This window comes from Xanthobacter versatilis, from assembly GCF_043193975.1.
Lineage (GTDB): Bacteria > Pseudomonadota > Alphaproteobacteria > Rhizobiales > Xanthobacteraceae > Xanthobacter > Xanthobacter autotrophicus_E.
Genome location: NZ_JBAFVB010000005.1, coordinates 236,956 through 261,604, shown reverse-complemented (window position 1 = coordinate 261,604; position 24,649 = coordinate 236,956). Strand labels below are relative to the sequence as shown.

24 protein-coding genes are annotated in these 24,649 nt (G+C 69.9%); 12 read left to right on the top strand and 12 right to left on the bottom strand.

Annotation, left to right across the window (positions count from 1 at the left end; genetic code table 11):
* Positions 1-12 precede the first annotated feature (12 nt).
* Positions 13-675 carry an OmpA family protein gene (locus tag V5F66_RS12575; RefSeq protein WP_012114015.1) on the top strand — a complete coding sequence of 221 codons (663 nt, stop codon included), beginning with the start codon at positions 13-15 and terminating at the stop codon, positions 673-675.
* Positions 676-779: 104 nt separating this feature from the next.
* Here the strand turns inward: V5F66_RS12575 and V5F66_RS12570 are convergent, their stop codons facing one another.
* Both V5F66_RS12570 and V5F66_RS12565 read right to left on the bottom strand, forming a co-directional pair.
* Positions 780-1,496, bottom strand: a complete 717-nt coding sequence (locus tag V5F66_RS12570; protein WP_394093980.1) for a hypothetical protein — start codon at positions 1,494-1,496, stop codon at positions 780-782.
* Between the two features lie 3 nt (positions 1,497-1,499).
* Positions 1,500-1,880, bottom strand: coding sequence for a hypothetical protein (locus tag V5F66_RS12565; RefSeq protein ID WP_394093979.1), 381 nt, complete (start codon positions 1,878-1,880; stop codon positions 1,500-1,502).
* A gap of 51 nt (positions 1,881-1,931) precedes the next feature.
* Here V5F66_RS12565 and V5F66_RS12560 point away from each other — a divergent pair, with 51 nt between their 5' ends.
* Positions 1,932-2,396: an arsenate reductase/protein-tyrosine-phosphatase family protein gene (locus tag V5F66_RS12560; protein ID WP_394007031.1), complete on the top strand. Its 465-nt coding sequence runs from the start codon at positions 1,932-1,934 to the stop codon at positions 2,394-2,396.
* A 93-nt stretch (positions 2,397-2,489) separates the two neighbouring features.
* Here the strand turns inward: V5F66_RS12560 and denD are convergent, their stop codons facing one another.
* The 6 genes from denD to V5F66_RS12530 all read right to left on the bottom strand — a co-directional run bounded on the left by denD (position 2,490) and on the right by V5F66_RS12530 (position 8,770).
* On the bottom strand, positions 2,490-3,467 hold the full coding sequence (gene denD / locus V5F66_RS12555) for a D-erythronate dehydrogenase (protein ID WP_012114018.1): 978 nt from the start codon (positions 3,465-3,467) through the stop codon (positions 2,490-2,492).
* 88 nt (positions 3,468-3,555) lie between these two features.
* A complete protein-coding gene (locus V5F66_RS12550; protein WP_012114019.1) occupies positions 3,556-4,299 on the bottom strand; it encodes an SDR family oxidoreductase in 744 nt (247 codons plus the stop codon).
* Positions 4,300-4,338: 39 nt separating this feature from the next.
* Complete coding sequence (locus tag V5F66_RS12545) at positions 4,339-5,097, bottom strand: GNAT family N-acetyltransferase (RefSeq protein ID WP_394093978.1); 759 nt, start codon at positions 5,095-5,097, stop codon at positions 4,339-4,341.
* 12 nt (positions 5,098-5,109) lie between these two features.
* Positions 5,110-6,924 (bottom strand): IlvD/Edd family dehydratase, encoded by a 1,815-nt coding sequence (locus V5F66_RS12540; RefSeq protein WP_012114021.1) that lies wholly within the window; start codon positions 6,922-6,924, stop codon positions 5,110-5,112.
* A gap of 128 nt (positions 6,925-7,052) precedes the next feature.
* On the bottom strand, positions 7,053-8,243 hold the full coding sequence (locus V5F66_RS12535; RefSeq protein ID WP_394093977.1) for a low temperature requirement protein A: 1,191 nt from the start codon (positions 8,241-8,243) through the stop codon (positions 7,053-7,055).
* Between the two features lie 182 nt (positions 8,244-8,425).
* Entirely contained in the window at positions 8,426-8,770 is a 345-nt protein-coding gene (locus tag V5F66_RS12530) for an STAS domain-containing protein (protein ID WP_393999315.1), read from the bottom strand.
* A gap of 209 nt (positions 8,771-8,979) precedes the next feature.
* Here V5F66_RS12530 and V5F66_RS12525 point away from each other — a divergent pair, with 209 nt between their 5' ends.
* From V5F66_RS12525 to V5F66_RS12495, 7 genes are all read left to right on the top strand, one after another.
* Complete coding sequence (locus V5F66_RS12525; protein WP_445329423.1) at positions 8,980-9,780, top strand: energy-coupling factor ABC transporter ATP-binding protein; 801 nt, start codon at positions 8,980-8,982, stop codon at positions 9,778-9,780.
* Entirely contained in the window at positions 9,777-10,421 is a 645-nt protein-coding gene (locus V5F66_RS12520) for an energy-coupling factor transporter transmembrane component T family protein (RefSeq protein ID WP_394093975.1), read from the top strand. The genes V5F66_RS12525 and V5F66_RS12520 overlap by 4 nt, the downstream gene beginning before the upstream one ends.
* A gap of 10 nt (positions 10,422-10,431) precedes the next feature.
* Positions 10,432-10,983 (top strand): biotin transporter BioY, encoded by a 552-nt coding sequence (locus V5F66_RS12515; RefSeq protein WP_012114027.1) that lies wholly within the window; start codon positions 10,432-10,434, stop codon positions 10,981-10,983.
* On the top strand, positions 10,980-12,443 hold the full coding sequence (locus tag V5F66_RS12510) for an AMP-binding protein (protein ID WP_394093974.1): 1,464 nt from the start codon (positions 10,980-10,982) through the stop codon (positions 12,441-12,443). The genes V5F66_RS12515 and V5F66_RS12510 overlap by 4 nt, the downstream gene beginning before the upstream one ends.
* Positions 12,440-13,570 carry a thiolase family protein gene (locus V5F66_RS12505; protein ID WP_394093973.1) on the top strand — a complete coding sequence of 377 codons (1,131 nt, stop codon included), beginning with the start codon at positions 12,440-12,442 and terminating at the stop codon, positions 13,568-13,570. Before V5F66_RS12510 ends, V5F66_RS12505 begins: the two co-directional genes overlap by 4 nt.
* A gap of 3 nt (positions 13,571-13,573) precedes the next feature.
* Positions 13,574-14,479, top strand: a complete 906-nt coding sequence (locus tag V5F66_RS12500) for a CHAD domain-containing protein (protein ID WP_394093972.1) — start codon at positions 13,574-13,576, stop codon at positions 14,477-14,479.
* A 350-nt stretch (positions 14,480-14,829) separates the two neighbouring features.
* The gene (locus V5F66_RS12495) at positions 14,830-16,641 is read left to right on the top strand and encodes a PHA/PHB synthase family protein (protein WP_012114031.1); all 1,812 of its coding nucleotides are present in this window, start codon (positions 14,830-14,832) and stop codon (positions 16,639-16,641) included.
* A gap of 19 nt (positions 16,642-16,660) precedes the next feature.
* Here the strand turns inward: V5F66_RS12495 and V5F66_RS12490 are convergent, their stop codons facing one another.
* Positions 16,661-17,644: a zinc-dependent alcohol dehydrogenase family protein gene (locus V5F66_RS12490; protein ID WP_394052149.1), complete on the bottom strand. Its 984-nt coding sequence runs from the start codon at positions 17,642-17,644 to the stop codon at positions 16,661-16,663.
* A 190-nt stretch (positions 17,645-17,834) separates the two neighbouring features.
* Positions 17,835-18,812, bottom strand: a complete 978-nt coding sequence (gene mbfA, locus V5F66_RS12485; RefSeq protein ID WP_012114033.1) for an iron exporter MbfA — start codon at positions 18,810-18,812, stop codon at positions 17,835-17,837.
* Positions 18,813-18,923: 111 nt separating this feature from the next.
* Between mbfA and V5F66_RS12480 the strand changes: the two genes are divergently transcribed.
* Entirely contained in the window at positions 18,924-20,813 is a 1,890-nt protein-coding gene (locus V5F66_RS12480) for a heavy metal translocating P-type ATPase (protein ID WP_394093971.1), read from the top strand.
* A gap of 122 nt (positions 20,814-20,935) precedes the next feature.
* Here V5F66_RS12480 and V5F66_RS12475 read toward each other — a convergent pair whose 3' ends face one another.
* Together V5F66_RS12475 and V5F66_RS12470 are read right to left on the bottom strand one after the other, a co-directional pair.
* Entirely contained in the window at positions 20,936-22,165 is a 1,230-nt protein-coding gene (locus V5F66_RS12475; protein ID WP_394093970.1) for an argininosuccinate synthase, read from the bottom strand.
* A gap of 45 nt (positions 22,166-22,210) precedes the next feature.
* Positions 22,211-23,014: a phosphatase PAP2 family protein gene (locus V5F66_RS12470; protein WP_394094006.1), complete on the bottom strand. Its 804-nt coding sequence runs from the start codon at positions 23,012-23,014 to the stop codon at positions 22,211-22,213.
* Between the two features lie 106 nt (positions 23,015-23,120).
* Between V5F66_RS12470 and V5F66_RS12465 the strand changes: the two genes are divergently transcribed.
* The gene (locus V5F66_RS12465; RefSeq protein WP_012114037.1) at positions 23,121-23,735 is read left to right on the top strand and encodes a 2-hydroxychromene-2-carboxylate isomerase; all 615 of its coding nucleotides are present in this window, start codon (positions 23,121-23,123) and stop codon (positions 23,733-23,735) included.
* Between the two features lie 98 nt (positions 23,736-23,833).
* Positions 23,834-24,646, top strand: coding sequence for a bifunctional demethylmenaquinone methyltransferase/2-methoxy-6-polyprenyl-1,4-benzoquinol methylase UbiE (gene ubiE, locus V5F66_RS12460; protein ID WP_049775906.1), 813 nt, complete (start codon positions 23,834-23,836; stop codon positions 24,644-24,646).
* The last annotated feature ends 3 nt before the right edge of the window (positions 24,647-24,649 follow it).

The window sequence follows — 24,649 nt, the reverse complement described above, 5'->3', positions numbered from 1 at the left end:
GGAGGGCTGAGCATGACCCTGTTCCGTTTCGCCAACGTCCGCCTTGGCGCGGTGGTCCCTTTCGCCCGGACGCGCCTCGGCGCGGCCCTGCTCCTTGCCGGCACCGCCGTGGTTCCCGCGCTCGTGGGCGTGCAGCCTGCCGCGGCCCAGGTGTTCACCCCCAACGCCGAGATCGTCCAGGGGCTGCAAACCTCCGTGGATGACGTGCCGCAGGTGTCGGCCGAGGCCCTGCGCGGCCTCGCCCAGGCGCACATGAAGTATACCGGCCCGCCGGAAAGCCGCCCGCCGCTGGCGGCCCAGCTCGACCAGCTGGCCCAGATCAACGTGGAGATCGTGTTCGACCTCAACTCCGCGATGATCAAGCCGGAATCCTACCGCACCCTCGGCTCCATCGCGGATGCCATGCATAATCCGGTGCTGCTCGGCTACAAGTTCCTGGTGGTCGGCAACACCGATGCCACCGGTACCCGCGAGCTCAACATGAAGCTCAGCCAGGAGCGCTCGGACGCGGTGGTCGAGGCGCTCTCCACCACCTTCCGGGTGGACCCGCGCCGGCTCCAGTCCGTGGGCCTCGGCGAGGAGGCGCTTCAGGATCCCAAGCATCCCGACGCCGCCATCAACCGCCGGGTGCAGATCTACAACGTCGGCCGTGCCGGTGCGCTTGCGCAGCAGTAACGCGGCCTGACGCGAAAACAGCGCCGCCGCCCGGACCAAGGTCGGGGCGGCGGCGTTTCCATTTGATGAGACCGTGACGCTCTTGAAGCCGTCCGGCATGCCGGTCAGGCCGGCTTGCGAGCCTTGCCGGGCTTGGTGGCGGCTTTCGCGGCGACCTTTGCGGCCGGGGCCTTCGCCACTTCGGACTTCTTCACCTCGGCCTTCACGGCTTTCGCCACCGGAGCCTTGGCGGGAGCTTTTGCGGCCGGAGCCTTTGCAGCCGGCTTGGCGGGCTTGGCGACGACCTTGGCCTCAGCCTTTGCTGCGGGCTTCGGAGCAGCAGCCTTAGGAGCCACCTTGGCGGGCGCCTTGGCCTCGGCGGTGCTCTTGGCCTTCGCCTTCGGCGCAGTCTTGGCGGGCTCGGCCTCAATCTTCGGGGCGGGCGCCTTGACGGACTTGGCAGTCTTCGCCGGGCTCTTGGCAACGGTCTTCGCGGGGGCAACCGCCTTCGGTGCTGCCGCCTTGGCAGGGGTCTTAGCAGGTGCCTTGGCCGCAGGCTTGGCGGCGGTCTTAGCGGCGGCCTTGGCCGGGGCCTTCGTCTCGATCTTGGCGGCGGGGGCCGGCTCGGCGGCCTTCGGCGCCGGCTTGGCCTTGGTCGCGGGCTTCGCGGCCGGAGTCGGAGCGGCGGCCTTGGGCTTGTCCGGGGCCTGGGTGAGGGCGGAGCCGGCGAGCGCCAGGATCTCGGCGTGGCTCAGGCTGGAGGGATCCTTCAGCGCCTTCGCCGCGATGCTGCTCACCTTGTCGCTCGTCACTTCAGGCTTCTTCGCCAGCTTCTTGGCCATGACTCAATCTCCGAATCCAACGCGCCGGCGCAGAACCTTCGGTCGAATCAAGACGCCCGCCAGCAACCGATCCATCTCCGGATAGATTTGCGGAATGGTTAACGACGATTTTTCACCATGTCTGCCAACGAGTTGGCTGAGTGCCTTGACGCCGGTGGGCGGGCGTGGCGACCTTTCCCCGGCCGCCGGCGCGTGCAGGGACGCCAAAATGATTCGCGTCGCCCGGCAGGTCTGCGCCAATGGGGCGGGCCTGTCATAACTGCGTCGGCTGGGTGGCGTAGGGTGCGATTCGGCGGGCGGGATGCCGTCACAGCGTTTTCGAGCCAGGTGGATATCGGTTCGCGGGACGAACGCGCGCCAGCGCATGTGCTGCTCATATTTCATCGTGATCGTATCCTGACGCGGGCTCCATCTTTCGGGGCGAGAGAAAGACCCATGCCGATGACCGGACGGCCCACTGTTCTCTTCGTGTGCCCGGACAATGCGGGCACGAGCCTGATGGCGGAAGCCATCGCCCTTCACGGCCACCGGGGGCTGCGCCCGTTCAGCGCCGCCGCTCTGGTGCCAGGCGCGGTGGACCCCGCGCTCATCGATTGCCTTCAGGCTGCGCGGGTTCCCGCCGATGGCCTTTCGGCCAAGCCCGCGGGGGTGTTCGGCCTGTCCGGCGCGCCCCGGCTCGACGTGGTGGTGGCGCTCGGGGCGCAGACGTGGCGCGCCCTGCGGCGCCAGCCCTTCATCGGCCTCCTGCGCTTTGAATTCTGGCAACTGCCCGAGGTGGCGCGGGACGAGAGCCTTGCCGCCCGGCGCGCCGCCTATCGCACCCTGCTTCCCGACCTCGACGGCGCCATCGGCCGCCTGGAAGAGCGCATCGCCCTGCGCATGGCCCGCGCTGCCGCCTGAACGGCGGCCGTGGCCCGTGCGACCGCCTGATGCAAAAGGCCGATGAGCCAGGCTCATCGGCCTTTGTTTACCCGCGCGGGGCTGGAGCGGGACTCAGTCCGCGATCTTGCCGCCCAGCTCGTCCTCGATGTGGATGCGGATGATCTCCTCGAAGGAGCTTTCCGCCACGAAGCCCAGCTCGGTGGCGCGGCGGGGCTCGAACTTGCGCGGCCAGCCGGACACGATCTTCTCGATCACCGGATCGGGCGCCCGCTTGATGCGGGCCACCGCCTTGTCGCCGGCCACCTTGCGCAGCGCCTCGATCTGCTCGCCCACGGTCACGGCGAGGCCTGGCATGGTGAGGTTGCGGCGCGGGCCGACCTTTTCGCCGTCGAGGGTGGCGGCATGGATGAGGAAGCCCACCGCCGAGCGGGGCGAGGCATGCCAGTGCATCACCTCTTCCGACACGGGCAGGATGGCGTCCTGCCCGGCAAGGGGCTCGCGGATGATGCCGGAGAAGAAGCCGGAGGCCGCCTTGTTGGGCAGGCCGGGGCGCACGCAGATGGTGGGCAGGCGGATGCCGATGCCGTCGAAGAAGCCCCGCCGGGTATAATCCGCCAGCAGCAGCTCGCCGATGGCCTTCTGGGCGCCGTAGGAGGTGAGGGGCGTGGCGAAGAACTCGTCCGGGATGGCATCCGGGAACGGCGCGCCGAACACCGCGATGGACGAGGTGAAGACCAGGCGCGGCGTGTAGCCTTCCATGAGCCGCACGGCATCGAACAGGTGGCGGGTGCCGTCGAGGTTGATGCGGTAGCCCTTGTCAAAGTCCGCCTCCGCCTCGCCGGAGACGATGGCCGCGAGGTGGAAGATCACGTCAGGCTTGTCCGCCACCACCGCCGCCGCCTCGCCGGGCACGGAGAGGTCCGACACCCGGGTGTCGATGGGAAAGGGCGCCTGCGGCGGCTTGGGCGGCACCACGTCATGGGCGGTGAGGCGGGTGATGGGCTTGCCGCCCAGGCGCCCCTCGCGGGCAAGGCGTTCGATGAGCTTGCGGCCGACCATGCCGGCGCCGCCGATGACGAGAATATGCATGTCAGGTTTCTTCCCTTAAGGCGCCCCGATGCGAGCCGAAGGCGCGATCTTTCGATGATCCTGTGGCAAGGCCGTCCCGGCGGGCGCCCTAGAGCGCCCAGCCGCCGTCGATGATGTGGATCTGCCCGGTGGTGAAGGCGCTCTCGTCGGAGGCGAGATAGAGCGCGAGCGCCGCGATCTCCTCCGGCGTGCCGAGCCGGCCCATGGGCTGGCGGCCGACGAAATCGGCCCGCACGTCGTCCAGCGAGCGGCCGGTCTGGGCCGAGACGGCGGCGATGCGCTCGTCCAGCGAGGGCGACTGGATGGTGCCGGGGCAGATGACGTTGGCGCGCACGCCCTTCAGGATGAAGTCCGCCGCCACCGCCTTGGTGAGGCCGATGACCGCCGCCTTGGAGGCGCCGTAGACATAGCGGTTCGGCACGCCCCGGATGGAGGACGCCGCCGAGGCGATGTTGACGATGGAGCCTTTGCCCTTCTCCAGCATGCCCGGCAGGAAGGCCGAGATGGTGCGGTGCATGGCCTTTACATTGAGGTCGAAGGAGAAGTCCCAGTCCTTCTCCGAAGTGTCGAAGATATTGCCCTGGTGCACGTAGCCGGCGGCATTCACCAGCACGTCCACCGGGCCGATCTCCTTCGCCAGCGCGGCGACGGCCTCGCTGGAGCGCACGTCGAGCTTGCGGGCGGTGCCGGGAAAGCCTTCGAGCTTGGCGGTGTCGAGGTCGGTGGCGATCACGCTCGCGCCCTCGCGCACGAAGGCCTCGGCGATGGCCCGGCCGATGCCCTGTCCCGCCGCCGTCACCAGCGCGGTCTTACCCTGAAGTCGTCCAGCCATGGCGTTCCTCTTGAGCTTTTGGATGGGTGAGGCGATGCCTCACAATGCGGCGCGGATGTCCTCCAGCCGCTGCGTCTGGCGGCCTTCGGCGTCGAAATTGGCGGGATCGAGCCAGGCCTCGAAGGCGGCTTTCGCCTTCGGCCACTCATGGTCGAGCAGGGCGTACCAGGCGGTGTCGCGGCTCAGCCCCTTGATGATCATGTGCTGGCGGAACAGCCCCTCGTAGCTGAAGCCGAGGCGCTCCGCCGTCCGGCGGGACGGGGCGTTGAGGGCGTTGCACTTCCACTCGTAGCGGCGATAGCCGAGATCCTCGAAGGCATGGCGGGCCATGAGATACATGGCCTCGGTCGCCCCCGGGGTGCGCTGGAGTGCGGGGGTGTGGAGGATGTTGCCCACCTCGATCACCCGGTGCGCCGGCTCGATGCGCATGTAGGTGGCGTGGCCCACCGCCCGGCCGGTCGCGGCCTCGACGATGGCGAACAGCAGGGGGTCGGCCTTGGTGGCGGCCACGGCGTAAAAGCGCGCGAAGGCGGCCTCGTCCGGGAAGGGGGCGGCGGAGAGATAGGCCCACAGCGCCTCTTTTTCCGGCCCGTGGGAGAGGGCGTAGAGCGAAGCTGCGTGCTGCTCGGCGTCGAACGGCACGATGGCGACGTGACGCCCCCGGAGGGTCACGGGCGCCGGCCGCCGGGCCGGGCCGCCCTCCACCGGCGCGCCCAGAGGCACCGCATCATGGATCGTGCCGGGCACCCCGCCGGGGACCGCGCCGGAACGGATGCCCGGCGCCGCCTGTTCGCTCATGGGTCTGCTCGCTCAGTGGTTGTCGCGGGGAACGCCCATGGTCTGGGCCACCCGCTGGTACTTCACCGCCGGCTTCAGCACCATACCCTCGTCGAACTGCGCCACCATGGAGCGCTGGATCTCCTGCCAGGGGGTCTGGCTCTGCGGCATGGGGAAGCCGCCATGGCCCTGCAGGTCGGCGCGGCGCTGCGCCAGCTCCTCGGGGGAGATGAGGATATCGGCGGTGCAGGTGTTGAGGTCGATCCGCACCCGGTCGCCGGTCTTCAGCAAAGCGAGGCCGCCGCCGGCCGCCGCTTCGGGCGAGGCATTCAGGATGGAGGGCGAGCCGGAGGTGCCGGACTGGCGGCCGTCGCCGATGCAGGGCAGGGCGTGGATGCCCTTCTTGATGAGGGCGGTGGGCGGCTGCATGTTCACCACCTCGGCACCGCCGGGATAGCCCAGCGGGCCGGTGCCACGAATAAACAGCAGGGTATATTCGTCGATGCCGAGCGACGGGTCGTCGATGCGGTGGTGGTAGTCCTCCGGCCCCTCGAACACCACGGCGCGGCCCTCGAAGGCCTCCGGATCGTTCGGGTTGGAGAGGAAGCGGTCGCGGAACTCCGGCGAGATCACCGAGGTCTTCATCACCGCATTGTTGAACAGGTTGCCGTGCAGCACGATGAAGCCGGCATCCTCCTTCAGGGGCGCGTCGTAGGTCTTGATGACCTCGCGGTCCCAGGAGAGCTTGCCCTTGCAGTTCTCGCCGATGGAGCGCCCGTTCACGGTGAGCGCGCCCTCGTGGATCTTGCCCTTCTCGATCAGCTCGGCCACCACCGCCGGCACGCCGCCGGCGCGGTGGAACTCCTCGCCCAGATATTCGCCGGCGGGCTGGAGGTTCACCAGAAGCGGGATCTTGTGGCCCACGGCCTGCCAGTCATCCACGTTCAGCGGCACGCCCACGTGGCGGGCGATGGCATTGAGGTGGATGGGGGCGTTGGTGGAGCCGCCGATGGCGGAATTCACGCGGATGGCGTTCTCGAACGCCTCGCGGGTAAGGATGTCGGAGGGTTTGAGGTCCTCCCACACCATGTCCACGATGCGCTTGCCGGTGTCGTAGGCGATCTGGCCGCGCTCGCGGTAGGGGGCGGGGATGGCGGCGCAGCCGGGCAGGGACATGCCCAGCGCCTCGGCCAGCGCGTTCATGGTGGAGGCAGTGCCCATGGTGTTGCAATGGCCCACCGAGGGGGCGGACGACGCCACCACGTCCATGAACTCGTTATAATCGATCTCGCCGGCGGCGAAGCGCTCGCGGTTTTTCCACACCACGGTGCCGGAGCCGGTGCGCTCGCCCTTCCACCAGCCGTTCAGCATGGGGCCGCCGGACAGGACGATGGCCGGAATGTTCACGGTGGCCGCCGCCATGATGCAGGCCGGGGTGGTCTTGTCGCAGCCGGTGGTCAGCACCACGCCGTCCAGCGGATAGCCGTAGAGGATCTCCACCAGCCCGAGATAGGCGAGGTTGCGGTCGAGGGCGGCGGTGGGGCGCTTGCCGGTCTCCTGGATGGGATGGACCGGGAACTCGAACGGCACGCCGCCCATGGCCTCGATACCGTCGCGGACCCTTTTGGCAAGGTCGAGGTGATGGCGGTTGCAGGGCGAGAGGTCCGAGCCGGTCTGGGCGATGCCGATGATGGGCTTGCCCGACTGCAGCTCTTCCCGGGTGAGGCCGAAATTGAGATAGCGCTCCAGATAGAGCGCCGTCATGCCGGGATTGTCGGGATTGTCGAACCAGAGCTGGGACCTGAGCTTGAGGCCGTGCTTCTCGGGCTGGTCGCCTTGACCGGACATGGGCGTCTCCATGGGAATCTGCGTGCTCCGACGTTCCGACGCGCCGGTTCTAATCGATTTGATTTTGGCGATATATGCGCCTCGGCGCGCCGGAAATCAATCGGGTTCGCGCCACGTCTCGGCAGGTTTCAGTCCGCCCGCCGTGGCGTGATGTGGCGCAGGGCGACCACCTCCCAGCCCGCCACCACCAGCAGGGCGCCGGTCCCCGCGGCGGCCAGGCCGAGCGGGCTGAACAGGCTGGCGAAGGGGATCAGCAGCGCCAGCAGGCCGAGCCCGACCAGATGGGAGAGCGGAAAGCGGCGGAGGAGCGGGTATTTGAAAAGTCCGCACGCCAGCACATAGAGCGCAGGGCCGCCGAGGATGGCGAACGCCGCCGCCGTCGAGAGATGTCCGTCGGGGTGGGCGAGGATCAGCTCATCGGAGACGGCGCAGCCGACAATGCCGATGACAATGATCTGGTGGATGTAGGTGTAGGTCAGCCGGGCCACATGCCCGCTGTCCTCGACATGGGCAAAGCGGGCGCTGGCGCGTTCCGATCCGGTGTCGAAATAGATCCACCACATGGCCACGGTGCCGAGAAAGGCGGTGACGAAGGCCGTAACATTGAGGCCGGTCCACGCGAGGTCGGAGGCGGTGGCGCCGGTGACGAGGATGGATTCGCCCAGTGCGATGATGATGAACAGGGCGCAGCGCTCGGACAGGTGCCGGCCCTCCACCTTCCAGTCCGCCGCCTTGGAGGCGCCGAGGCCCGGCACGAAGAAGCCGGTGGAGGGCGCGAGGCTCTCCAGCACCACGGCGAGCATCCACAGGCCGAGCCGGGCCTCGCCGTGCAGGAAGGCGCCGACGATCCACAGCACGGACGCCAATGCCTGCCATGCCAGGATGCGCTTGAAGTTCAGGGATTGGGCGCGATCGTGGCGCGCCACCGCCCAGATGGTAAAGGCGGAGCGCCCCGTCTGGAACGTCGCATAAGCGAGGGCGAAGGCAAGGCCGCCCTCATGGAAAGCCTTCGGCAGGGACGCGGACAAGACGAGGCCCACCAGCATCAGCGCCAGCAGCATGAGCCGCACCGGCTTGCGATCCGGATCGAGCCAGTTGGTGACCCAGGCGGTGTCGATCCACGCCCACCAGACGGCGACGAACAGGACCAGCGTCTGCAGCAGCCCGATCACCGAGAGGTCGTGCAGCAGATGGTGGGACAGCTGAGTGATGGCGAAGACGAAGACCAGATCGAAGAACAGCTCGATGAAGGTCACCGCGTGATGGCCGTGCTCCGGCGCCTTGCGCAGAAGGAATTGCCGCGCTCCCAGTCCGCTCATGCCACCTCCCGCAGCGCTGGCCCGCGCGACAGCGGAGCAAGTGCCGGATATCCCGGTGACCCGTGTTTTCGCATCCCCACGGGCGGCAGATCAATCGGTATCGTGGTGGCGCGGCAGGCGGGTCACGGCTTTGGCCGCTGGAAGAGCCGGCGGCGGCCGGGCTCAGCGCGGTCCAGCCCGGCTCAGGAGGCCGTGGCGAGCGCGGCGTCAGCATCCGCCCGGGTGGCGACCACGGTCGCGAGATCGCCAAGGCCCGTGGTGAGAAGGATCCGCTCTACCGTCGGCTCCGCGCCGAACAGGATCAGGCGTCCGCCCCGGCGGGTCAGGGCCTTGGCATTGCTGATGAACAGGCGGATGCCGATGGAGGCGACGTAGGGCATCGCCGACAGGTCCACCAGGGTCGCCTTGGCGTGGCTCGACGCGGCGCTGAACGCCACCTCGATTTGCGCCGTGCCTTCGATGTCGAGCCGGCCGTCGAGCACGATCAGAACCTGTTCCGGGCCGAGGGCGTGGGTTTCAATGTTCATGGAGGTGACCGGGCCTGAAGGATGGCGGCGGCCTCAGGGGTCGCGCCAAGGGAGCGTTTGAACGCAGCTGCCCGCCTCTATTCCATCTGGATGTTTCAGTTGTGTGACGCTGGCCGGGCGTTGTCCTCCCTCGCGTCCGCCGGGAGCCGACCGCCCGCGATAAGGGTTTGCACCGCGCGGGGAAGCGTATAATCCATCCCGCACCCGCGATGTTCACCGCTTCACGATCCGCGCGCCCCGCGCGCCCGCCGAACCGCCCCGACGCCGGCCCCCAGCCCGCCGTGGACAGTCCCGGCCGCGTCGACGGCATGGTGCTCGACCGCGTGGTGTTGGATCGAGGCGCCCGCTCGGTCTTCGCTGGCCTGTCCCTGACCCTGTCCGAGCGCCGCATCGGCCTTGTCGGCGACAACGGCTCCGGCAAGAGCACCCTGCTGCGGCTGTTGAACGGCCTGCTCCTGCCCGATGCAGGTACTGTCACCGTGGCCGGCCTCGACACCCGCAAGGAGCGCCGACGCCTGCCGGCGACCGTGGGCTTCGTGTTCCAGAACGTGGACCACCAGATCATCTTCCCCACGGTGCGGGAGGAGATCGCCTTCGGCCCCATCGCCCAGGGCCGTCCCAAGGCCGAGGCCAACGCCGCCGCCGATCAGTTGCTGGCCCGGCACGGCTGCGCCGGCTGGGGCGAGCGGGCGGTGGCGGACCTGTCCGAGGGCCAGAAACAGCTGGTGTGCATCCTCGCCGCCCTGGCGGCCGGGCCGCGCATCCTGCTGCTGGACGAGCCCTTCTCCAGCCTCGACCTCACCACCCGCCTCGGCTTCGCCGCGCGGCTCGCCGACCTCGACCTCCAGGTGGTGATGGCGAGCCACGACCTGCACCTGTTCGACGGCTTCGACCGCCTGCTGTGGCTGAAGGGCGGCATGGTCGCCGCCGACGGCGCGCCGGGGGAGGTCATCCCGCTCTATGAGGCCGACGCCCGCGCCCGTGCCGCCGCGAACAGGGGGCAGCCGTGATCGCCGGCTATCTCTCCGGCACCAGCCTGCTGCACCGGCTACCGGCGGGGGTGAAGCTCATCGCGCTGGGCGTGCTGTCGGTGTTCATCCTGCCCATCGGCGATCCGCTGGTGCTGGCCTTTGTGCTCGCGGCGGTGCTGCTGGTCTATGCCGGCTTCGGCCGGCGCGGGGTGCTGCGCGTGCTGGCGTGGCGCAGCATGGTGCTGCTGCTGGTGGTCATCTTCGTGCTGCAGGTGTGGGCCGCCTCCCTGTCGATGGCGGTGGCGAGCGTGCTGCGCATCGCGGTGATGGTGCTCATGGCCGACCTCGTCACCCTGTCCACCCGCCTGCAGGACATGATGGACGCCATCGCCGTGCCGCTGAAGCCGCTGGCGCGGTTCGGGCTCGATCCCGAGCGGCTGTCGCTGGCGGTGGCGCTGGTACTGCGCTTCGTGCCGGTGCTGCTGGAAAGCTGGCGAGGACGGGAGGAAGCCTGGCGCGCCCGCAGTCCGCGCCGGCCGGGGCTGGTGCTCATCGGCGCCTTCTTCTCCGGCGCGCTTTCCACCGCCGACCAGGTGGCGGAAGCCCTCGACGCCCGCGGCTTCGGCATGCCCGATCAACCGGTCCCGCCGCCGGCTGCGCCGCCGCGCCCGAACCCGTGAAGGATCGACCATGGACACCCGCACCCTCGTGCGCATCGCGCTCATCGCCGCCCTCATCGCGGCGCTCGGCTTCGTGCCGCCCATCTACATGCCGCTGGCGGCCGGGGTGCCCATCACCGCCCAGAGCCTCGGCGTGATGCTCGCCGGCCTGCTGCTGGGCGCGCGGGCCGGGGCAGCGGCGGTGGCGCTGTTCGTCTTCGTGGTGCTGCTGGGCGCGCCGCTGCTCGCGGGCGGGCGCGGCGGCCTCGGCCTCCTTGCCGGGCCCACCGCCGGCTTCCTCATCGGCTATATCGCCGGGGCCTATGTGGTGGGGCTTCTGGCCGAGCGGCTGAAGCTGCCGGCTTTCGCCTCGGCCCTGGTGGCGTCGGTGGTGGGCGGCATCGGCGTGGTCTACCTGTTCGGCATCCCGGTGCTGGCGGCGGCGGCGGGCATCGGCCTCTCCAAGGCAGTGATCGGCTCGGCGGTGTTCCTGCCGGGCGACCTGCTCAAGGCGGTGGGCGCTTCGGTGCTGGTCACCACCGTGCTGCGCAACTGGTCGGTGGCGGCGCAGCCGCGCCCGTGAGCATCACCCGCCATCTCGCCCGTCACGGCGCCGAGCGCCCCGACGCGCCGGCCCTGACCTGCGAGGGCGAAAGCCTCACCTATGGCTCCCTCGCCGTTCTGGTGCAGCGCTGTGCCGCCCGGATCAAAGAGGCGCCCGAAGGCGGCATCGCGCTCGACCTGCCCAATGGGGCGGCGCTGGCGGTGCTGTTCCTCGCCGCCGCCCATGCGGGACGGGAGGGGCAGGTGCTCGACCCCGCCTGGCCGCCGGGGCAAAGGGCGGACATCCTCGCCCGCATCCGGCCGGGGCTGCTGGTGTCGTGCGGTGCCGACGCGGATGTGCGCCTGTCCCCGGCCCAGGGACTGGCGGGCCTTGCCGAGGCCATGGGCGCCGGCGCGGCGGAGGTGACCGGGGCGCCGGACCCGGACCTGCCCTTCTATGTGGGCTTCACCTCCGGCTCCACCGGCCTGCCCAAGGGCTATCGCCGCGCCCACCGCTCCTGGACCGAGAGCTTCGATGCCGACACCCGCGAATTCGGCATCGGCCCCGATGACGTGGTGCTGGCGCCGGGGGCGCTCACCCATTCCCTGTTCCTCTATGCGCTGGCGAGGGGCCTCGATGCCGGTGCCCATGTGATCCTGTCGAAGAGCTTCCGCCCCCGCGCGGTGGCGGACCTCGCGCGCCGCCACACGGCCAGCGTGCTCTATGGCGTGCCGACCCAGCTCGCCTTGCTGCTGGATCATCTTGCGGCGGAGGGCGCGCGGCTGGACGGCATCCGCCTCGTGCTGTGCTCGGGCGCCAAATGGCCGGCGGGGCGCAAGGCGCTGCTTTCCCGCCACTTGCCCAAGGCCCGTTTCGCCGAATTCTACGGCGCGTCGGAACTCTCCTTCATCACTGTCGCGAAGGGCGAGGAGCCGGTGCCCGAGGGCTCCGTGGGCCGGGCCTTCGACGGCGTGCGCCTCGCCATCCGCGACAAGGCGGGCCGGCGCCTGCCCGTGGGGCGCACCGGCCTCGTGTTCGTGGAGAGCCCCTTCCTGTTCCAGGACTATGCCACCGGCGACAGCGCCGACCTGCTGCGCCATGGCCCGGAAATCAGCGTCGGCGACATGGGCCGGCTGGACGCCGCCGGCTTCCTCACCCTTGCGGGGCGGGCGAAGCGCATGATCGTCACCTCCGGCAAGAACCTCTATCCCGAAGAGGTGGAGCGGCAGCTGGAGCTGCACCCCGCCATCGCCACCGCCGCCGTGATGGGGGTGCCCGATGGCAAGCGCGGCGAGCGGCTGGTGGCCTTCATCCAGCCGGAGGACGGGGCGCAGATGACGCGGGCGGATCTGGTGGCGTGGTTGCGGCCGCGCCTCGCCCTGTTCAAGGTGCCGCGGCTTTATGCGCGGGTCGCCCGCTGGCCGCTGACGGCCTCCGGCAAGACCGATTTTGCCGCCGTCGCCCGCCTGTGGCCGCACGATTGCGAGCTGATCCCATGACCGGCGTCGCCCTTCTGGCCGCCCGGCGCACGGCGGTGGTGCCGCGCGGCGGCGCCTTCCGCGACATGGAGCCCTTCGCCCTGGCGGCGGCCCTGATCGGACCCATCCTCGCCGAGGCCGGCATAGCTGCGGCCGCGGTGGACGAGGTGATTCTCGGCAATGCCCTGTCCGGCGGGGGCAATGTGGCGCGGGTGGCGGCGCTCGCCGCCGGCCTGCCCCAGCACGTCCCGGCGCTGACGCTGGACACCCAATGCTGTTCGGGCCTCGACGCCATCCGCATGGGCGCGGCCCGCATTGCTGCGGGGGAGGCGCGCTATGTGCTCGCCGGGGGCGTGGAAAGCTTCAGCCGCGCCCCGCTGCGCGCCCATCGTCCGCGCAACAAGGACGAGGCGCCGGCCTTCTACCGCCAGCCCGCCTTCACCCCCTGGCCGGAGCGCGAGCCGGACCTTGCCGCCGCAGCGGCGGAGCTGGCCCGCGCCGAGGGCATCCCCCGGCAGGCACAGGAGGCCTTTGCGATGGAAAGCCATCGCCGGGCGCTGGTTCTCCCGCCGCCGGACGGCGAGATCGTGCCGGTGATTGGCGTGGCCACGGACCCGTTCGCGCGGATCCTGTCCCCGGCCTTGCTGGCCCGCCTGCCGGTGATCGCGGGGGACGCGGCCTTCGGGGTCACCGCCGCCACCACGGCGGTGGAGGCGGATGCGGCGGCCATGGTGCTGCTCGGGCCGGGTGGGGCAGGGCCGGTTCAAGTGCTGGGCGCCCTGGCGCGCGGTGGAGATCCGCTGATGCCGGCGCTGGCGCCGGTGCCGACGGTGGAGGCCCTGTGCGGGCGGCTCGGCCTTCATGCGCGCGACATGGAACATGTGGAACTGATGGAGGCCTATGCCGCCCAGGCCCTCGCCGGCATCGGGCGCCTTGGCCTTGATCCGGCGCGGGTGAATGCGCAGGGCGGCGCGCTCGCCCGGGGCCATCCCATCGGGGCTTCGGGGGCGGTGCTGGCGGTTCGGGCCTTCCACCGGCTGCGGGCGGCGGGCGGCCGGGCGCTGGTGGCCATCGCCGGGGCGGGCGGTATTGCCAGCGCCATGGTGCTATCCGGGAAAGACGAAACCCTCCCGCCGTGGCAGGATTGAAAGATGAGATCTGGAGAGGATTCCGGCGGCGGCAAGATCGCGCGACCGGACACCGCTGGCCCTGCCGGGCCGCCGGCCGCCGTTTCGGCCGCGGGGCAGGCGCTGGTGTTCGCGCTCATCGATGTGCTCGACACCCTCAAGGAGGCGCTTGAGGATCCGGACCCGGTGGAGATGGTCCACGATGCCCGCAAGGCCATGAAGGAATTGCGGGCCTTGCTGCGCCTCGTGCCCGGCGACACCGCTTTGGCCTTGCGCCGGCGCACGGCGGAGGTGGCCCGTGCCATGTCCGGCGCGCGCGACAAGGCGGCGGCCGGCGAGGCCATCGACGTGATCGAGTCCGCGGGCCTGCTGATTGCCTGCGACGCGGCGGATGCGCGGGCCGCCATCGGCCCCGATGCGGCGGAGCCGGAGGAGGCGGAGCGACATCGCGCCGCCCTCACGAGCTTCGGGGCCGAGGTCAGGGCGGCGCTCGCCGGCGATTTCGGCGCCGAGGTGGCGGCGGCGGACATCGGGGCCGGGCTTGTGAAAGCCTACCGGCAGGCCCGGCGCGCGCACTTCGCCGATCCGCACCTCCTGCACGAGGTTCGCAAGAAGGTGGTGGTCCATCGCTACCAGATGAGCTTCATCGCCTCCGCGTTCGGGGGGCGGGGCGCCAAGCGCGCCCGCAAGGCCCAGCGCCTGCGGGACATATTGGGCGCCCATCAGGACATCGAGATCCTGCGTCCCATCCTCCAGGCGGCGCCGGATATGGCGGAGGGGACGCGGCACCGGCTCGACTTCGCCATGGACCTTGCCCAGAAGCGGCTGAAGAAGAAAGGCCGCCTGCGGCACAAGGCGCTGTTCCGGCTGCGGCCCAAGGCATTTCTCGCCCGCTATCGTGATCTGCTTGAGCCGGTCGCGGCCATTTGATGCCGGTCATGGTGCCGTAATGAGCGACGCGCATGCTTTGACATTGAGCCGGGGTACGATCCGATCGGATTGACTCAATCTAATGGGATCGCGCCCCGGTGTGCCATGAAAGCGCCCCGAGCAGGGGCAAGGAACTGGATGTGCGTCGCCGGCGACCCGACCGGCGGCTCCCGAGTTTGTGAAGAGACCGGTCGATGCCCCTCGAAACCCGCGTTCCCTCCCTGACCCTCGTCCCGACCGCGCCGTCCGAGGCGCCGGCCGATGTGACCCCGAAGGCCGGGCCGGCCGCTCCGCCGTCCTCCGCTCCGCCTGCGTCCGTATTGCCCGCTTCCGGGACGCAGCGTCCGGCCATGGACTTCTCGCGCCTGCCGGAGTCCGCCCGGATGCTGGCGCAGACGTGGGCACGCCTGACCTGCCAGGACGACGAGGATTTCGAGAAGGGCTCGGGTCCCGAGGCGTTCCGGGCCGTGGACCGGGCAGCGGCGGCTCTGGTGGCGCGGGCCACGTCCGGCCTGTCGCCGGCGGCGCTGTCGCTGGCCTATCTCGACTGGTGGATGCATCTGGCCGCCGCCCCCGGCAAGCAGGCGGAGCTGGGGCTGAAGGCGTGGCGCAAGGCGGCGCGGTTCGGCTCCTACGCGGTGGCCTCCAGCTTCGACCGGACCTTCCCCAATTGCATCACCCCCCTGCCGGGCGACGAGCGCTTCAGCGCCCCGGTGTGGCAGGACTGGCCGTTCCGTCTCTGGTACCAGGCGTTTTTGCTGAACCAGCAATGGTGGCACAACGCCACCCATGGGGTGCCCGGCGTGAAGCCCCACGACGAGGCGCTGGTGGCCTTCGCCGCGCGGCAATTGCTCGACGTGTTCTCGCCCTCCAACTCGCCTCTCACCAATCCGGAAGTCATCCGCCGGACCCGCGAGACCGGCGGGATGAATTTCGTGGAGGGCGCGCGCAACGCGCTCGCCGATCTCGCCCGCAAGGCGAGCGACGCGCCGCCGGTGGGGGCTGAAGCCTTCGTTCCGGGGCAGAATGTGGCGGTGACGCCCGGCGAGGTGGTCTACCGCAACCATCTCATCGAGCTGATCCAGTATCGTGCCACCACCAGCGAGGTGGCGGCGGAGCCGGTGCTGATCGTGCCGGCCTGGATCATGAAATATTACATCCTCGACCTGTCGCCCGAGAATTCGCTGGTGCGCCATCTGGTCTCGAAGGGCCACACGGTGTTCTGCATCTCGTGGCGCAACGTGACCGAGGAAGACCGCCACCTCGGCTTCGACGACTACCGCACGCAGGGCGTCATGGCGGCGCTCGACGCCATCGCGGCCATCGTGCCCGGCAGCAAGGTGCATGCGGCGGGCTATTGCCTCGGCGGCACGCTGCTGTCGGTGGCCGCCGCTGCCATGGCGCGAGCCAACGATGCGCGGCTCGCCTCGGTCACCCTGCTGGCGGCGCAGACCGACTTCTCGGAGGCCGGCGAGCTCCAGCTCTTCGTCGATCCCAGCGAGCTCTATACGCTGGAAAGCATGATGTGGGACCAGGGCTATCTCGCCGCCGGGCAGATGGCTGGCGCGTTCGAGATGCTGCGCTCCAACGATCTCGTCTGGTCGCGCCTGGTCCACGAATATCTGATGGGCGAGCGCGCGCCCATGAACGACCTCATGGCCTGGAACGCGGACGCCACCCGCATGCCCTACCGCATGCATTCGGACTATCTGCGCCGCTTCTTCCTCGACAACGATCTTGCCGCCGGCCGCTACCGCGTGGACGGACGGCCGGTGTCGCTGCTCGACATCAAGGTGCCGCTGTTCGTGGTGGGCACGGAGCGCGACCACGTGGCGCCGTGGCGGTCGGTGTTCAAGATCCACCAGCTCACCGACACCGATGTCACCTTCGTGCTCACCTCCGGCGGGCACAATGCGGGCATCGTGAGCGAGCCGGGGCACAAGCACCGGCACTTCCGGCTGCATGAGACCAGGCACGGCAACATGCATCTGGGGCCGGACGAATGGGTGGAAGCCACCAAGCCGCAGGACGGCTCCTGGTGGCTCGCCTGGGACGATTGGCTGGCGGCGCGCTCCACCGGGCCGGTGGGCCTGCCGAAGATCGGCGGCCCCGGCTATCCGGCGCTCGGGCCGGCGCCGGGCACCTATGTGATGCAGCGCTGAGGACGTTCCGGCCTCGGGGTCACGGCACCAGCACGGCCGCGCCCTTCAGGCGGCCGTGGCGCAGGTCGTCCAGCGCTTCGTTGGCCTGCGCCAGGGGATAGGGCGTCACATGGGTGGTGACGCCGGCCTTGGGGGCCAGCGCCAGGAACTCGTGGGCATCCGCCCGGGTCAGGTTCGCCACCGACAGGATCTTCCGCTCCTCCCACAGCCAGCGATAGGGGAAGGAGGGGATGTCGCTCATGTGGATGCCGCCGCACACCACGCGCCCGCCCTTGCGCACGGCACGCAGGGCCTGCGGCACCAATTCCCCCGCCGGGGCGAAGATGAGGGCGGCGTCCAGCGGCTCGGGGGCGGGGGCGTCGGAGGGGCCGGCATAGACGGCGCCGAGGGAGCGGGCGAAGTCCTGCGCCGCCTCATCCCCAGGCCGGGTGAAGGCATAGATCTCCCGGCCCTGGAAGCGGGCCACCTGGGCGATGATGTGAGCCGCTGCGCCGAAGCCGTAGACGCCGACGCGCCGGCCTTCCCCCGCCATCTTCAGGGTGCGCCAGCCGATGAGGCCGGCGCAGAGCAGCGGCGCCAGCGCGGTGTCGTCGCCCGCCTCGCCGAGGGGATAGACGAAGCTGGCATCCGCCACCGTGTGGGTCGCGAAGCCGCCGTCCCGCGTGCAGCCGGTGAAGACGGGGGTGTCGCAGAGGTTTTCCTCCTGCGCGGCGCAATAGGGGCAGGTGCCGCAGGCGTGGCCGAGCCAGCCCACGCCCACCCGCTCCCCGATCCTGAGGTGGGACACGCCGGCACCCAGCATCGCCACCCGCCCGACGATCTCATGGCCGGGCACGATGGGAAGCACGGTCTGGGGCAGTTCCCCGTCCACCACATGGAGGTCGGTGCGGCAGACGCCGCAGGCGGTGACCGCGATCACCACCTCGCCCGGTCCCGCGACCGGGTCGGGCCGCTCCTGCGCGACCAACCTGTCGCCGCTGCGCTTCAGGACCATGGCGAGCATGCGGACCTCCAAGAATAGACCGATGGCGGGTGAGAGAAGCTCACCCGCCATCGGTCAAGCCCGCGTCGCGTTTGAGCGTAACCCGCTCGGCATCGGTCGAAGACCGAGGCCGACGGTATAAAGGACAAGGTTCGCACCCTTGCGGTCGCCGCGCCAATGATCTTGAGCAAGCTGCAGCGGCGTGGCGCCGTCAGCTGCCGCCGATGAAGATGCCGGCCGCCAGCACCAGCGCGCCGCCCAGCACCACCTGCATCACCGAGCGCCAGAACGGCGTTTCCATGAAGCGGTTCTGGATGAAGGCGATGGCCCAGAGTTCGATGAACACCACGATGATGGCGATGACCGTCGCGGTCCAGAATTCCGGGATGAGATAGGGCAGGGCGTGGCCCAGGCCGCCCACCGCCGTCATCACGCCGGAGGCGATGCCGCGCTTGATGGGCGAGCCGCGACCGGAGATGACGCCGTCGTCGTGCACCGCCTCGGTGAAGCCCATGGAGATGCCCGCGCCCACCGCCGCCGCGAGGCCCACCAGCAGGGTGGTGTGGGAATTCTGCGTGGCGAAGGCGGTGGCGAAGATCGGGGCAAGGGTGGAGACCGAGCCATCCATGAGGCCGGCAAGGCCCGGCTGCACCCAGGTGAGCACGAACTGGCGCCGGGCCTTCTCGTTCTCCTCGGCGCGCTTGTCCACCGGCAGGTAGCGGTCGGCCAAGGAGCCGGCGATCTCCTCGTGCTGCAGCTCGGTCTGGTAGAGGCTTTCCAGCAGCTTGATCGTGCCCGGGTCGGTCGCCTTCTTCTTGGCCTGGAGGTAGAAATTGGCGGATTCGTCCTCCATCCGCCCGACTTCCGCGCGGATGCGCTCGATGCCGAGATTGGCCACCGCCCACACCGGGCGGCGATGGTAATAGCCGGCGATGCTCTCGCGCCGGATCAGCGGCACGTGGGCGCCGAAGCGGCGCTCATATTCGCGGGTAAGGCTGGTGGCATGGCCGCGCTCCTGGGCCGCCATGGCATCGAAGACCTTGGCGGTGTCCGGATAGTCCTTGCGCAGGGTCTCGGCATAGTCGGTGTAGGTGTAGGCGTCGTCCTCCTCCGAGGAGATGGCGAGGGCGAGGATTTCCTGTTCGGACAGATCGGCAAAGCGACGACGGCCGGGGAAAAAGCGGGGCATCCCGGATGACTCCAAATTAGAATATTTCTAATATCAATAGACGAAAGATATCCGCAACGGCAATGCGACCGCATGGCCAAACGCCGGATGGCTACCGGCGAGGAGAGATGCATGCCCGGGGCGGCACGGACTGTGATGGGCGTCGGCCTGGCGCGCAACCGCTACCTCCTGCTCACGGCGGCCGTGCTGCCGCTGGTCACCGGCCTCGGCCTGCTGGTGGCGGGGCAGGATCGCGCGGCGTTCTTCGCCTTCGTGGCCGGCACCGTGCCGGTGCTCGCGGTGCTGGTGTTCGACATCGCGCGGGCGCTGGGGGAAGGCCGGTTCGGCCTCGACCTGCTGGCGGCCCTGTCCATGGCCACGGCGCTGGCCTTCGGCGAGCCGCTGGCGGGTAACGTGGTCGCCCTGATGTATGCCGGCGGCCAGCAGCTGGAGCGCTTCGCCGAAGGTCGTGCCCGGCGGGAGATGACCGCGCTCGCCGCCCGCGCCCCCCGCTCGGCCCTGCTGCGGGAGGGCGACACGCTCCGGGAGGTGCCCATCGGCGCGCTGAAGGCGGGCAACCTCATCGTGGTGCGGCAGGGCGACACGATCCCCGCCGACGGGCGCATCTGCGGCGGGCCGGCGGTGCTCGACCAGTCCTCCCTGACAGGCGAGGCGCACCCGGTGCGGCTGGAGGAGGGGGAGGAGGCGCCGTCGGGCGCCGTCAACGTGGGTGGCGCCTTCGACGTGCGGGTGCTCAGGTCCGCGGATGAGAGCACCTATGCGGCCATCGTGCGTCTTGTAGAGGCGGCGGCCGCCAGCCGCGCCCCCATGGCGCGCCTCGCCGATCGCTATGCGCTCGGCTTCCTGGTGGTGTCGCTGGGGCTGGCGCTGGCTGCGGCGTTCCTCTCCGGCGATCCGCGCCGGGCTCTGGCGGTGCTGGTGGTGGCGACCCCATGCCCGCTCATCCTCGCGGTGCCGGTGGCGCTCATGGCCGGCCTGTCGCGGGCGGCCAAACGCGGCGTGCTGGTGAAGAGCGGCGGCGCGCTGGAGAAGCTGGCCGCCGTGCGGGCGCTGGTGATCGACAAGACCGGGACCCTCACCCACGGCCGGGCCCAGCTTCAGGAGATCCGCACCGCGCCGGACTTCGCCCCCGACGAGGTGTTGCGCCTTGCCGCCGCCCTCGACCAGGCCTCCAGCCATGTGGTGGCGGCGGCTCTGGTGGCGGCGGCCAAAGCCCGCGGCCTCGCTCTCGCCGTGCCGGAGGGCGTGGCGGAAGAGGGCGGCGTCGGCGTCACCGGGCGGGTGGAGGGGCGGGAGGTGGCTGTGGGCGGCTGCAGTTTCGTCGCGGCGCGGGCCACCAGCGACGGGGACGCCCTGCGTGCCTGCCTGCCGACGGCGAGCGCGGTGGTCGCGGTCGGCATCGACGGATGCTTTGCCGGCCTGCTCATTCTCGCCGACCAGGTGCGGGACGATGCGGGGGAGATGGTGCGGGCGCTGAGAGCCGGCGGGGTGGACCACATCGTCCTCGCTTCGGGCGACCGCGCGGAAGCGGTGGAGGCGTTGGGCCGCAGCCTCGGCCTCGACAGCTGGGTGGGCGACCTTCAGCCCGGCGGCAAGGTCTCCCACGTCACCGATGCCCGTGCCCGCGCCCATGCCCGGCGCGCTTCGGGCACGGTGATGATGGTGGGCGACGGGGTCAACGACGCCCCGGCTTTGGCCGCTGCCGACGTGGGCGTGGCGCTGGGCGCGCGCGGCGCCGCCGCCTCTGCCGAGGTGGCGGACGTGGTGCTGCTGGTGGACCGGCTGGATCGGCTCGGCGAGGCCATGGCCATTGCCCGACGGGCGCTCGCCATCGCACGGCAGAGCGTGTTCGTGGGCATCGCCCTGTCGCTCATCGGCATGCTGGCGGCCGCCTTCGGCTTTCTGGAGCCGGTGGCCGGCGCCCTGCTGCAGGAGGCCATCGACGTGGCGGTGATCCTCAACGCCCTCCGGGTGCTGATCCCCGGGCCGGGGGAGGGGTGAGGGCGCACCCACCGGGCATCGCTTGAATAAAAAGGGCCCATGGCATGAGGCATGAAAAAGCCGGCCGCCCCTTCGGACGGCCGGCTTTTTTTATCGGTCGGGCTCAGATCACTCCGGGCCGCTCACTCCGAAATCTTGCGGGCCCGGCTGCCGAGGGTGCGCAGGCGCAGGGCGTTAAGCTTGATGAAGCCCGCCGCGTCGCGGTGGTCGTAGGCGACCGCGCCTTCCTCGAAGGTGACCAGTTCCTGGTTGTAGAGCGAATAGGGGCTTTTGCGGCCGATGACCGTGGTGTTGCCCTTGTAGAGCTTCACCGTCACTTCGCCGGTCACATAGGCCTGGGAGTGGTCGATGGCGGCCTGCAGCATCTCCCGCTCCGGGGAGAACCAGAAGCCGTTGTAGATCAGCTCCGCATAGCGGGGCATCAGCTCGTCCTTGAGGTGGGCCGCGCCGCGATCGAGCGTGATGCTCTCGATGCCGCGATGGGCGGCGAGCAGGATGGTGCCGCCGGGGGTCTCGTAGACGCCGCGGCTCTTCATGCCCACGAAGCGGTTTTCCACGAGGTCGAGCCGGCCGATGCCGTTGGCCTTGCCCAGCTCGTTGAGCTTGGTCAGCAGGGTGGCGGGGGAGAGCGCCTCGCCGTTGATGGCCACCGCATCGCCCTTGTCGAAGGCGATGGTGATGATGGTGGGCTCGTCGGGGGCGGCCTCGGGGGAAGTGGTGCGCTGGTAGACGTATTCCGGCGCGTCCTCGGCCGGGTCTTCCAGCACCTTGCCCTCGGAGGAGGAGTGCAGCAGGTTCGCGTCCACCGAGAACGGGGCCTCGCCGCGCTTGTCCTTGGCGATCGGGATCTGGTGCTGCTCGGCGAACTCCAGCAGGCGGGTGCGGGAGGTCAGGTCCCACTCGCGCCAGGGGGCGATGACGGTGATCTCCGGCTCCAGCGCATAATAGCCGAGCTCGAAGCGTACCTGGTCGTTGCCCTTGCCGGTGGCGCCGTGGGAGACGGCGTCGGCGCCCATCTTGCGGGCGATCTCGATCTGCTTCTTGGCGATCAGGGGCCGGGCGATGGAGGTGCCCAGAAGGTACAGCCCTTCATAGACCGCATTGGCGCGGAACATGGGGAAGACGTACTCGGCGACGAATTCCTCGCGCACGTCCTCGATGAAGATGTTTTCGTCCTTGATGCCGAGCAGCTGCGCCTTCTTGCGCGCCGGCTCCAGCTCCTCGCCCTGCCCAAGATCGGCGGTGAAGGTGATCACCTCGCACTTGTAGGTGGTCTGGAGCCATTTCAGGATCACGGAGGTGTCGAGGCCACCGGAATAGGCCAGCACCACCTTCTTCACGTCACGCGCCATCAGGTCTCTCGGGAGTTTTGCAGGGATAGGAAAGGGCGGCGCGGACTATAGGCCCGTGCGAGGCGGAGGCAAGGGCCGGCGCAAAGGGTGCCGGCGCCGGACCCGGCGTCCAACCCCGCGCCACGCGCGCTGGATGAAGGTCCGCAGCTTCAGCCCTGTCCGGCCGATCATGAGCTCCACGGCGGCGTCGCTCGGCGCGCTCTTGCGGTCGTAGAGGACATAGCGCGTCAGCACCACGAGCACGATCACCAGCACGCCGGAGAACACCACGTCGGTGAAGAAGTGGCCGCCGAAGGCGATGCGCAAGCCCCCCGCCACGCTGGCGAAGACCACCGCCGCCACCATGGCCACCGCCCCGGCCGGGCCGGGCACGAGGCTGGCGGGGGCGGTCATCCAGAACCCCAGCGCGCCCTCGCCGGAGACGAAGGAGCAATTGCCGGGGCAGGTGCCGTCGGTCTCATACCAGGACTTGAAGGCATCGCGGCCGCCGAAGGTATCCACGTGCACCGGCCGGGGCCGTCCCCATTCCTGCTTCAGGATGCCGTTGACCAAGAGGCCCGGCCCCACCGCCATGGTGAAGGCGAGCAGCACGGCGGCCCGCGCCGGCATGAACATCTTGCGGCGCGGGAACAGCAATTTCAGCACGATGGCGATGAAGGCCGGGGCGGCGATGGCCCAGGGGATCCAGTTGGCGAGCGTGCGCACGGTCTGCGCCCAGGGCGCGCCGGCGAGGACGAAATGGCGCCCGTGCGCATCCCAGAACAGGCTGGCGATGGCCATGTCCCAGTCCGGGAAGACGGTGAACAGGATCGCCACCGCGGCCCCGATCACCAGCGCGAAGAAAAGCACCCACTTCAAGGCGTCACCCGACCTCCGGTCCCTTTGATCCAACCGCTTGCGGAACGGCGCTGCCCCGCCGCAGATTGAGCCAGCGATGTACAGGCAGGACACGCCCATGGCCAGCGGCACCCTCGATTTCTATTATGAGTTCGCCTCGCCCTACTCCTATCTGGCCGCCGCCCGCATCACGGCGCTGGCCGAGCTGGCGGACGTGCAGGTGGCGTGGAAGCCGTTCCTGCTCGGCCCGATCTTCGCGGGGCAGGGCTATACCACCTCGCCCTTCAACACCTATCCGCTCAAGGGCGCCCACATGTGGCGGGACCTCGACCGCCTCGCCGTGCTGGCGCGGCTGCCGCCGGTGACCAGGCCGGATCCGTTCCCGGCCAACGGGCTGCTGGCGGCGCGGCTTGCGGTCTATCTCAACGATGCGTGCCGGCCCTCCTTCACCCGGGCGGTGTTCTACGCCGAGTTTGCCCAGGGCCGCGACATTTCGGACCGCGAGACCCTGCGCCAGATCCTGGCCGGGCTCGGCCATTTCTACGGCGATGTCATCGCCGAGGCGGAGCAGCAGGAGATCAAGGACCGCCTGCGCCACCAGACCGAGGAGGCCAAGCACCGCGGCATCTTCGGCGCCCCCAGCTTCGTGACGGCGGATCGGGAGCTGTTCTGGGGCAACGACCGGCTGGAGATGGCCCTCGACCACGCCCGCAGCCTCGCCAGGGTGGGGTGAGGATCACGCCGGTGTGTGCGACGCCGGCTTTATGGCGCCGGCCCGGATCATCCGATAAGGTCCCGGCCCGAAACAACAGCGTGCGGCCAGATTCCCCAATGACGGACCTGAATACGGACCTGAATACGGACCCGAATTCCCAGCCCGGCGCCGGCGCGCCCCGGACCGAGACCCATTTCGGCTACCGCACGGTTCCGCTCACCGAGAAGCAGTCGCTGGTGGACGACGTGTTCCACAAGGTGGCGCGCCGCTACGACATCATGAACGACTTCATGTCCGGCGGCCTGCACCGGGTGTGGAAGGATGCGCTGGTCTCCAAAGTGCGCCCGCCGCAGGGCGCGCGGCCGTTCGAACTGCTGGATCTGGCCGGCGGCACCGGCGACGTGTCGTTTCGGGTGGTGAAGGCGGGCGGCGCGGGCACCCGCGCCACCGTTGCCGACATCAACGCCGAGATGCTGGCGGTGGGCCGCGAGCGGGCGGAAAAGCGCGGCCTGGGCGACAAGGTCACCTTCACCGAAGCCAATGCCGAGGCGCTGCCCTTCCCGGACCAGTCCTTCGACGCAGTCACCATCGCCTTCGGCATCCGCAACGTGCCGCGCATCCCGCTGGCGCTCACCGAGATGCGGCGGGTGCTGAAGCCGGGCGGCCGCGCCTTCGTGCTGGAATTCTCCAAGGTGGACGTGCCGCTGCTGGACAAGATCTACGAGGCCTATTCCTTCAACGTCATCCCGCAGCTCGGCAAGCGGGTGGCCGGCGATGCCGAGCCCTACCAGTATCTGGTGGAATCCATCCGCCGCTTCCCCAATCCGGACGTGTTCGCCAACATGATGCGTGAGGCCGGCTTCTCCCGCGTCGACTTCACGCGCATGACCGGCGGCGTGGTGGCCCTGCACTGGGGCTGGCGCATCTGATGG

Excerpts from the sequence above, each read along its gene's own strand:
- V5F66_RS12575 (WP_012114015.1), top strand. The coding sequence starts at position 13 with ATGACCCTGTTCCGTTTCGCCAACGTCCGCCTTGGCGCGGTGGTCCCT.
- V5F66_RS12570 (WP_394093980.1), bottom strand. The coding sequence starts at position 1,496 with ATGGCCAAGAAGCTGGCGAAGAAGCCTGAAGTGACGAGCGACAAGGTG.
- V5F66_RS12565 (WP_394093979.1), bottom strand. The coding sequence starts at position 1,880 with ATGAAATATGAGCAGCACATGCGCTGGCGCGCGTTCGTCCCGCGAACC.
- V5F66_RS12560 (WP_394007031.1), top strand. The coding sequence starts at position 1,932 with ATGCCGATGACCGGACGGCCCACTGTTCTCTTCGTGTGCCCGGACAAT.
- denD (WP_012114018.1), bottom strand. The coding sequence starts at position 3,467 with ATGCATATTCTCGTCATCGGCGGCGCCGGCATGGTCGGCCGCAAGCTC.
- V5F66_RS12550 (WP_012114019.1), bottom strand. The coding sequence starts at position 4,299 with ATGGCTGGACGACTTCAGGGTAAGACCGCGCTGGTGACGGCGGCGGGA.
- V5F66_RS12545 (WP_394093978.1), bottom strand. The coding sequence starts at position 5,097 with ATGAGCGAACAGGCGGCGCCGGGCATCCGTTCCGGCGCGGTCCCCGGC.
- V5F66_RS12540 (WP_012114021.1), bottom strand. The coding sequence starts at position 6,924 with ATGTCCGGTCAAGGCGACCAGCCCGAGAAGCACGGCCTCAAGCTCAGG.
- V5F66_RS12535 (WP_394093977.1), bottom strand. The coding sequence starts at position 8,243 with ATGAGCGGACTGGGAGCGCGGCAATTCCTTCTGCGCAAGGCGCCGGAG.
- V5F66_RS12530 (WP_393999315.1), bottom strand. The coding sequence starts at position 8,770 with ATGAACATTGAAACCCACGCCCTCGGCCCGGAACAGGTTCTGATCGTG.
- V5F66_RS12525 (WP_445329423.1), top strand. The coding sequence starts at position 8,980 with ATGTTCACCGCTTCACGATCCGCGCGCCCCGCGCGCCCGCCGAACCGC.
- V5F66_RS12515 (WP_012114027.1), top strand. The coding sequence starts at position 10,432 with ATGGACACCCGCACCCTCGTGCGCATCGCGCTCATCGCCGCCCTCATC.
- V5F66_RS12505 (WP_394093973.1), top strand. The coding sequence starts at position 12,440 with ATGACCGGCGTCGCCCTTCTGGCCGCCCGGCGCACGGCGGTGGTGCCG.
- V5F66_RS12500 (WP_394093972.1), top strand. The coding sequence starts at position 13,574 with ATGAGATCTGGAGAGGATTCCGGCGGCGGCAAGATCGCGCGACCGGAC.
- V5F66_RS12495 (WP_012114031.1), top strand. The coding sequence starts at position 14,830 with ATGGACTTCTCGCGCCTGCCGGAGTCCGCCCGGATGCTGGCGCAGACG.
- V5F66_RS12490 (WP_394052149.1), bottom strand. The coding sequence starts at position 17,644 with ATGCTCGCCATGGTCCTGAAGCGCAGCGGCGACAGGTTGGTCGCGCAG.
- mbfA (WP_012114033.1), bottom strand. The coding sequence starts at position 18,812 with ATGCCCCGCTTTTTCCCCGGCCGTCGTCGCTTTGCCGATCTGTCCGAA.
- V5F66_RS12480 (WP_394093971.1), top strand. The coding sequence starts at position 18,924 with ATGCCCGGGGCGGCACGGACTGTGATGGGCGTCGGCCTGGCGCGCAAC.
- V5F66_RS12475 (WP_394093970.1), bottom strand. The coding sequence starts at position 22,165 with ATGGCGCGTGACGTGAAGAAGGTGGTGCTGGCCTATTCCGGTGGCCTC.
- V5F66_RS12465 (WP_012114037.1), top strand. The coding sequence starts at position 23,121 with ATGGCCAGCGGCACCCTCGATTTCTATTATGAGTTCGCCTCGCCCTAC.
- ubiE (WP_049775906.1), top strand. The coding sequence starts at position 23,834 with ATGACGGACCTGAATACGGACCTGAATACGGACCCGAATTCCCAGCCC.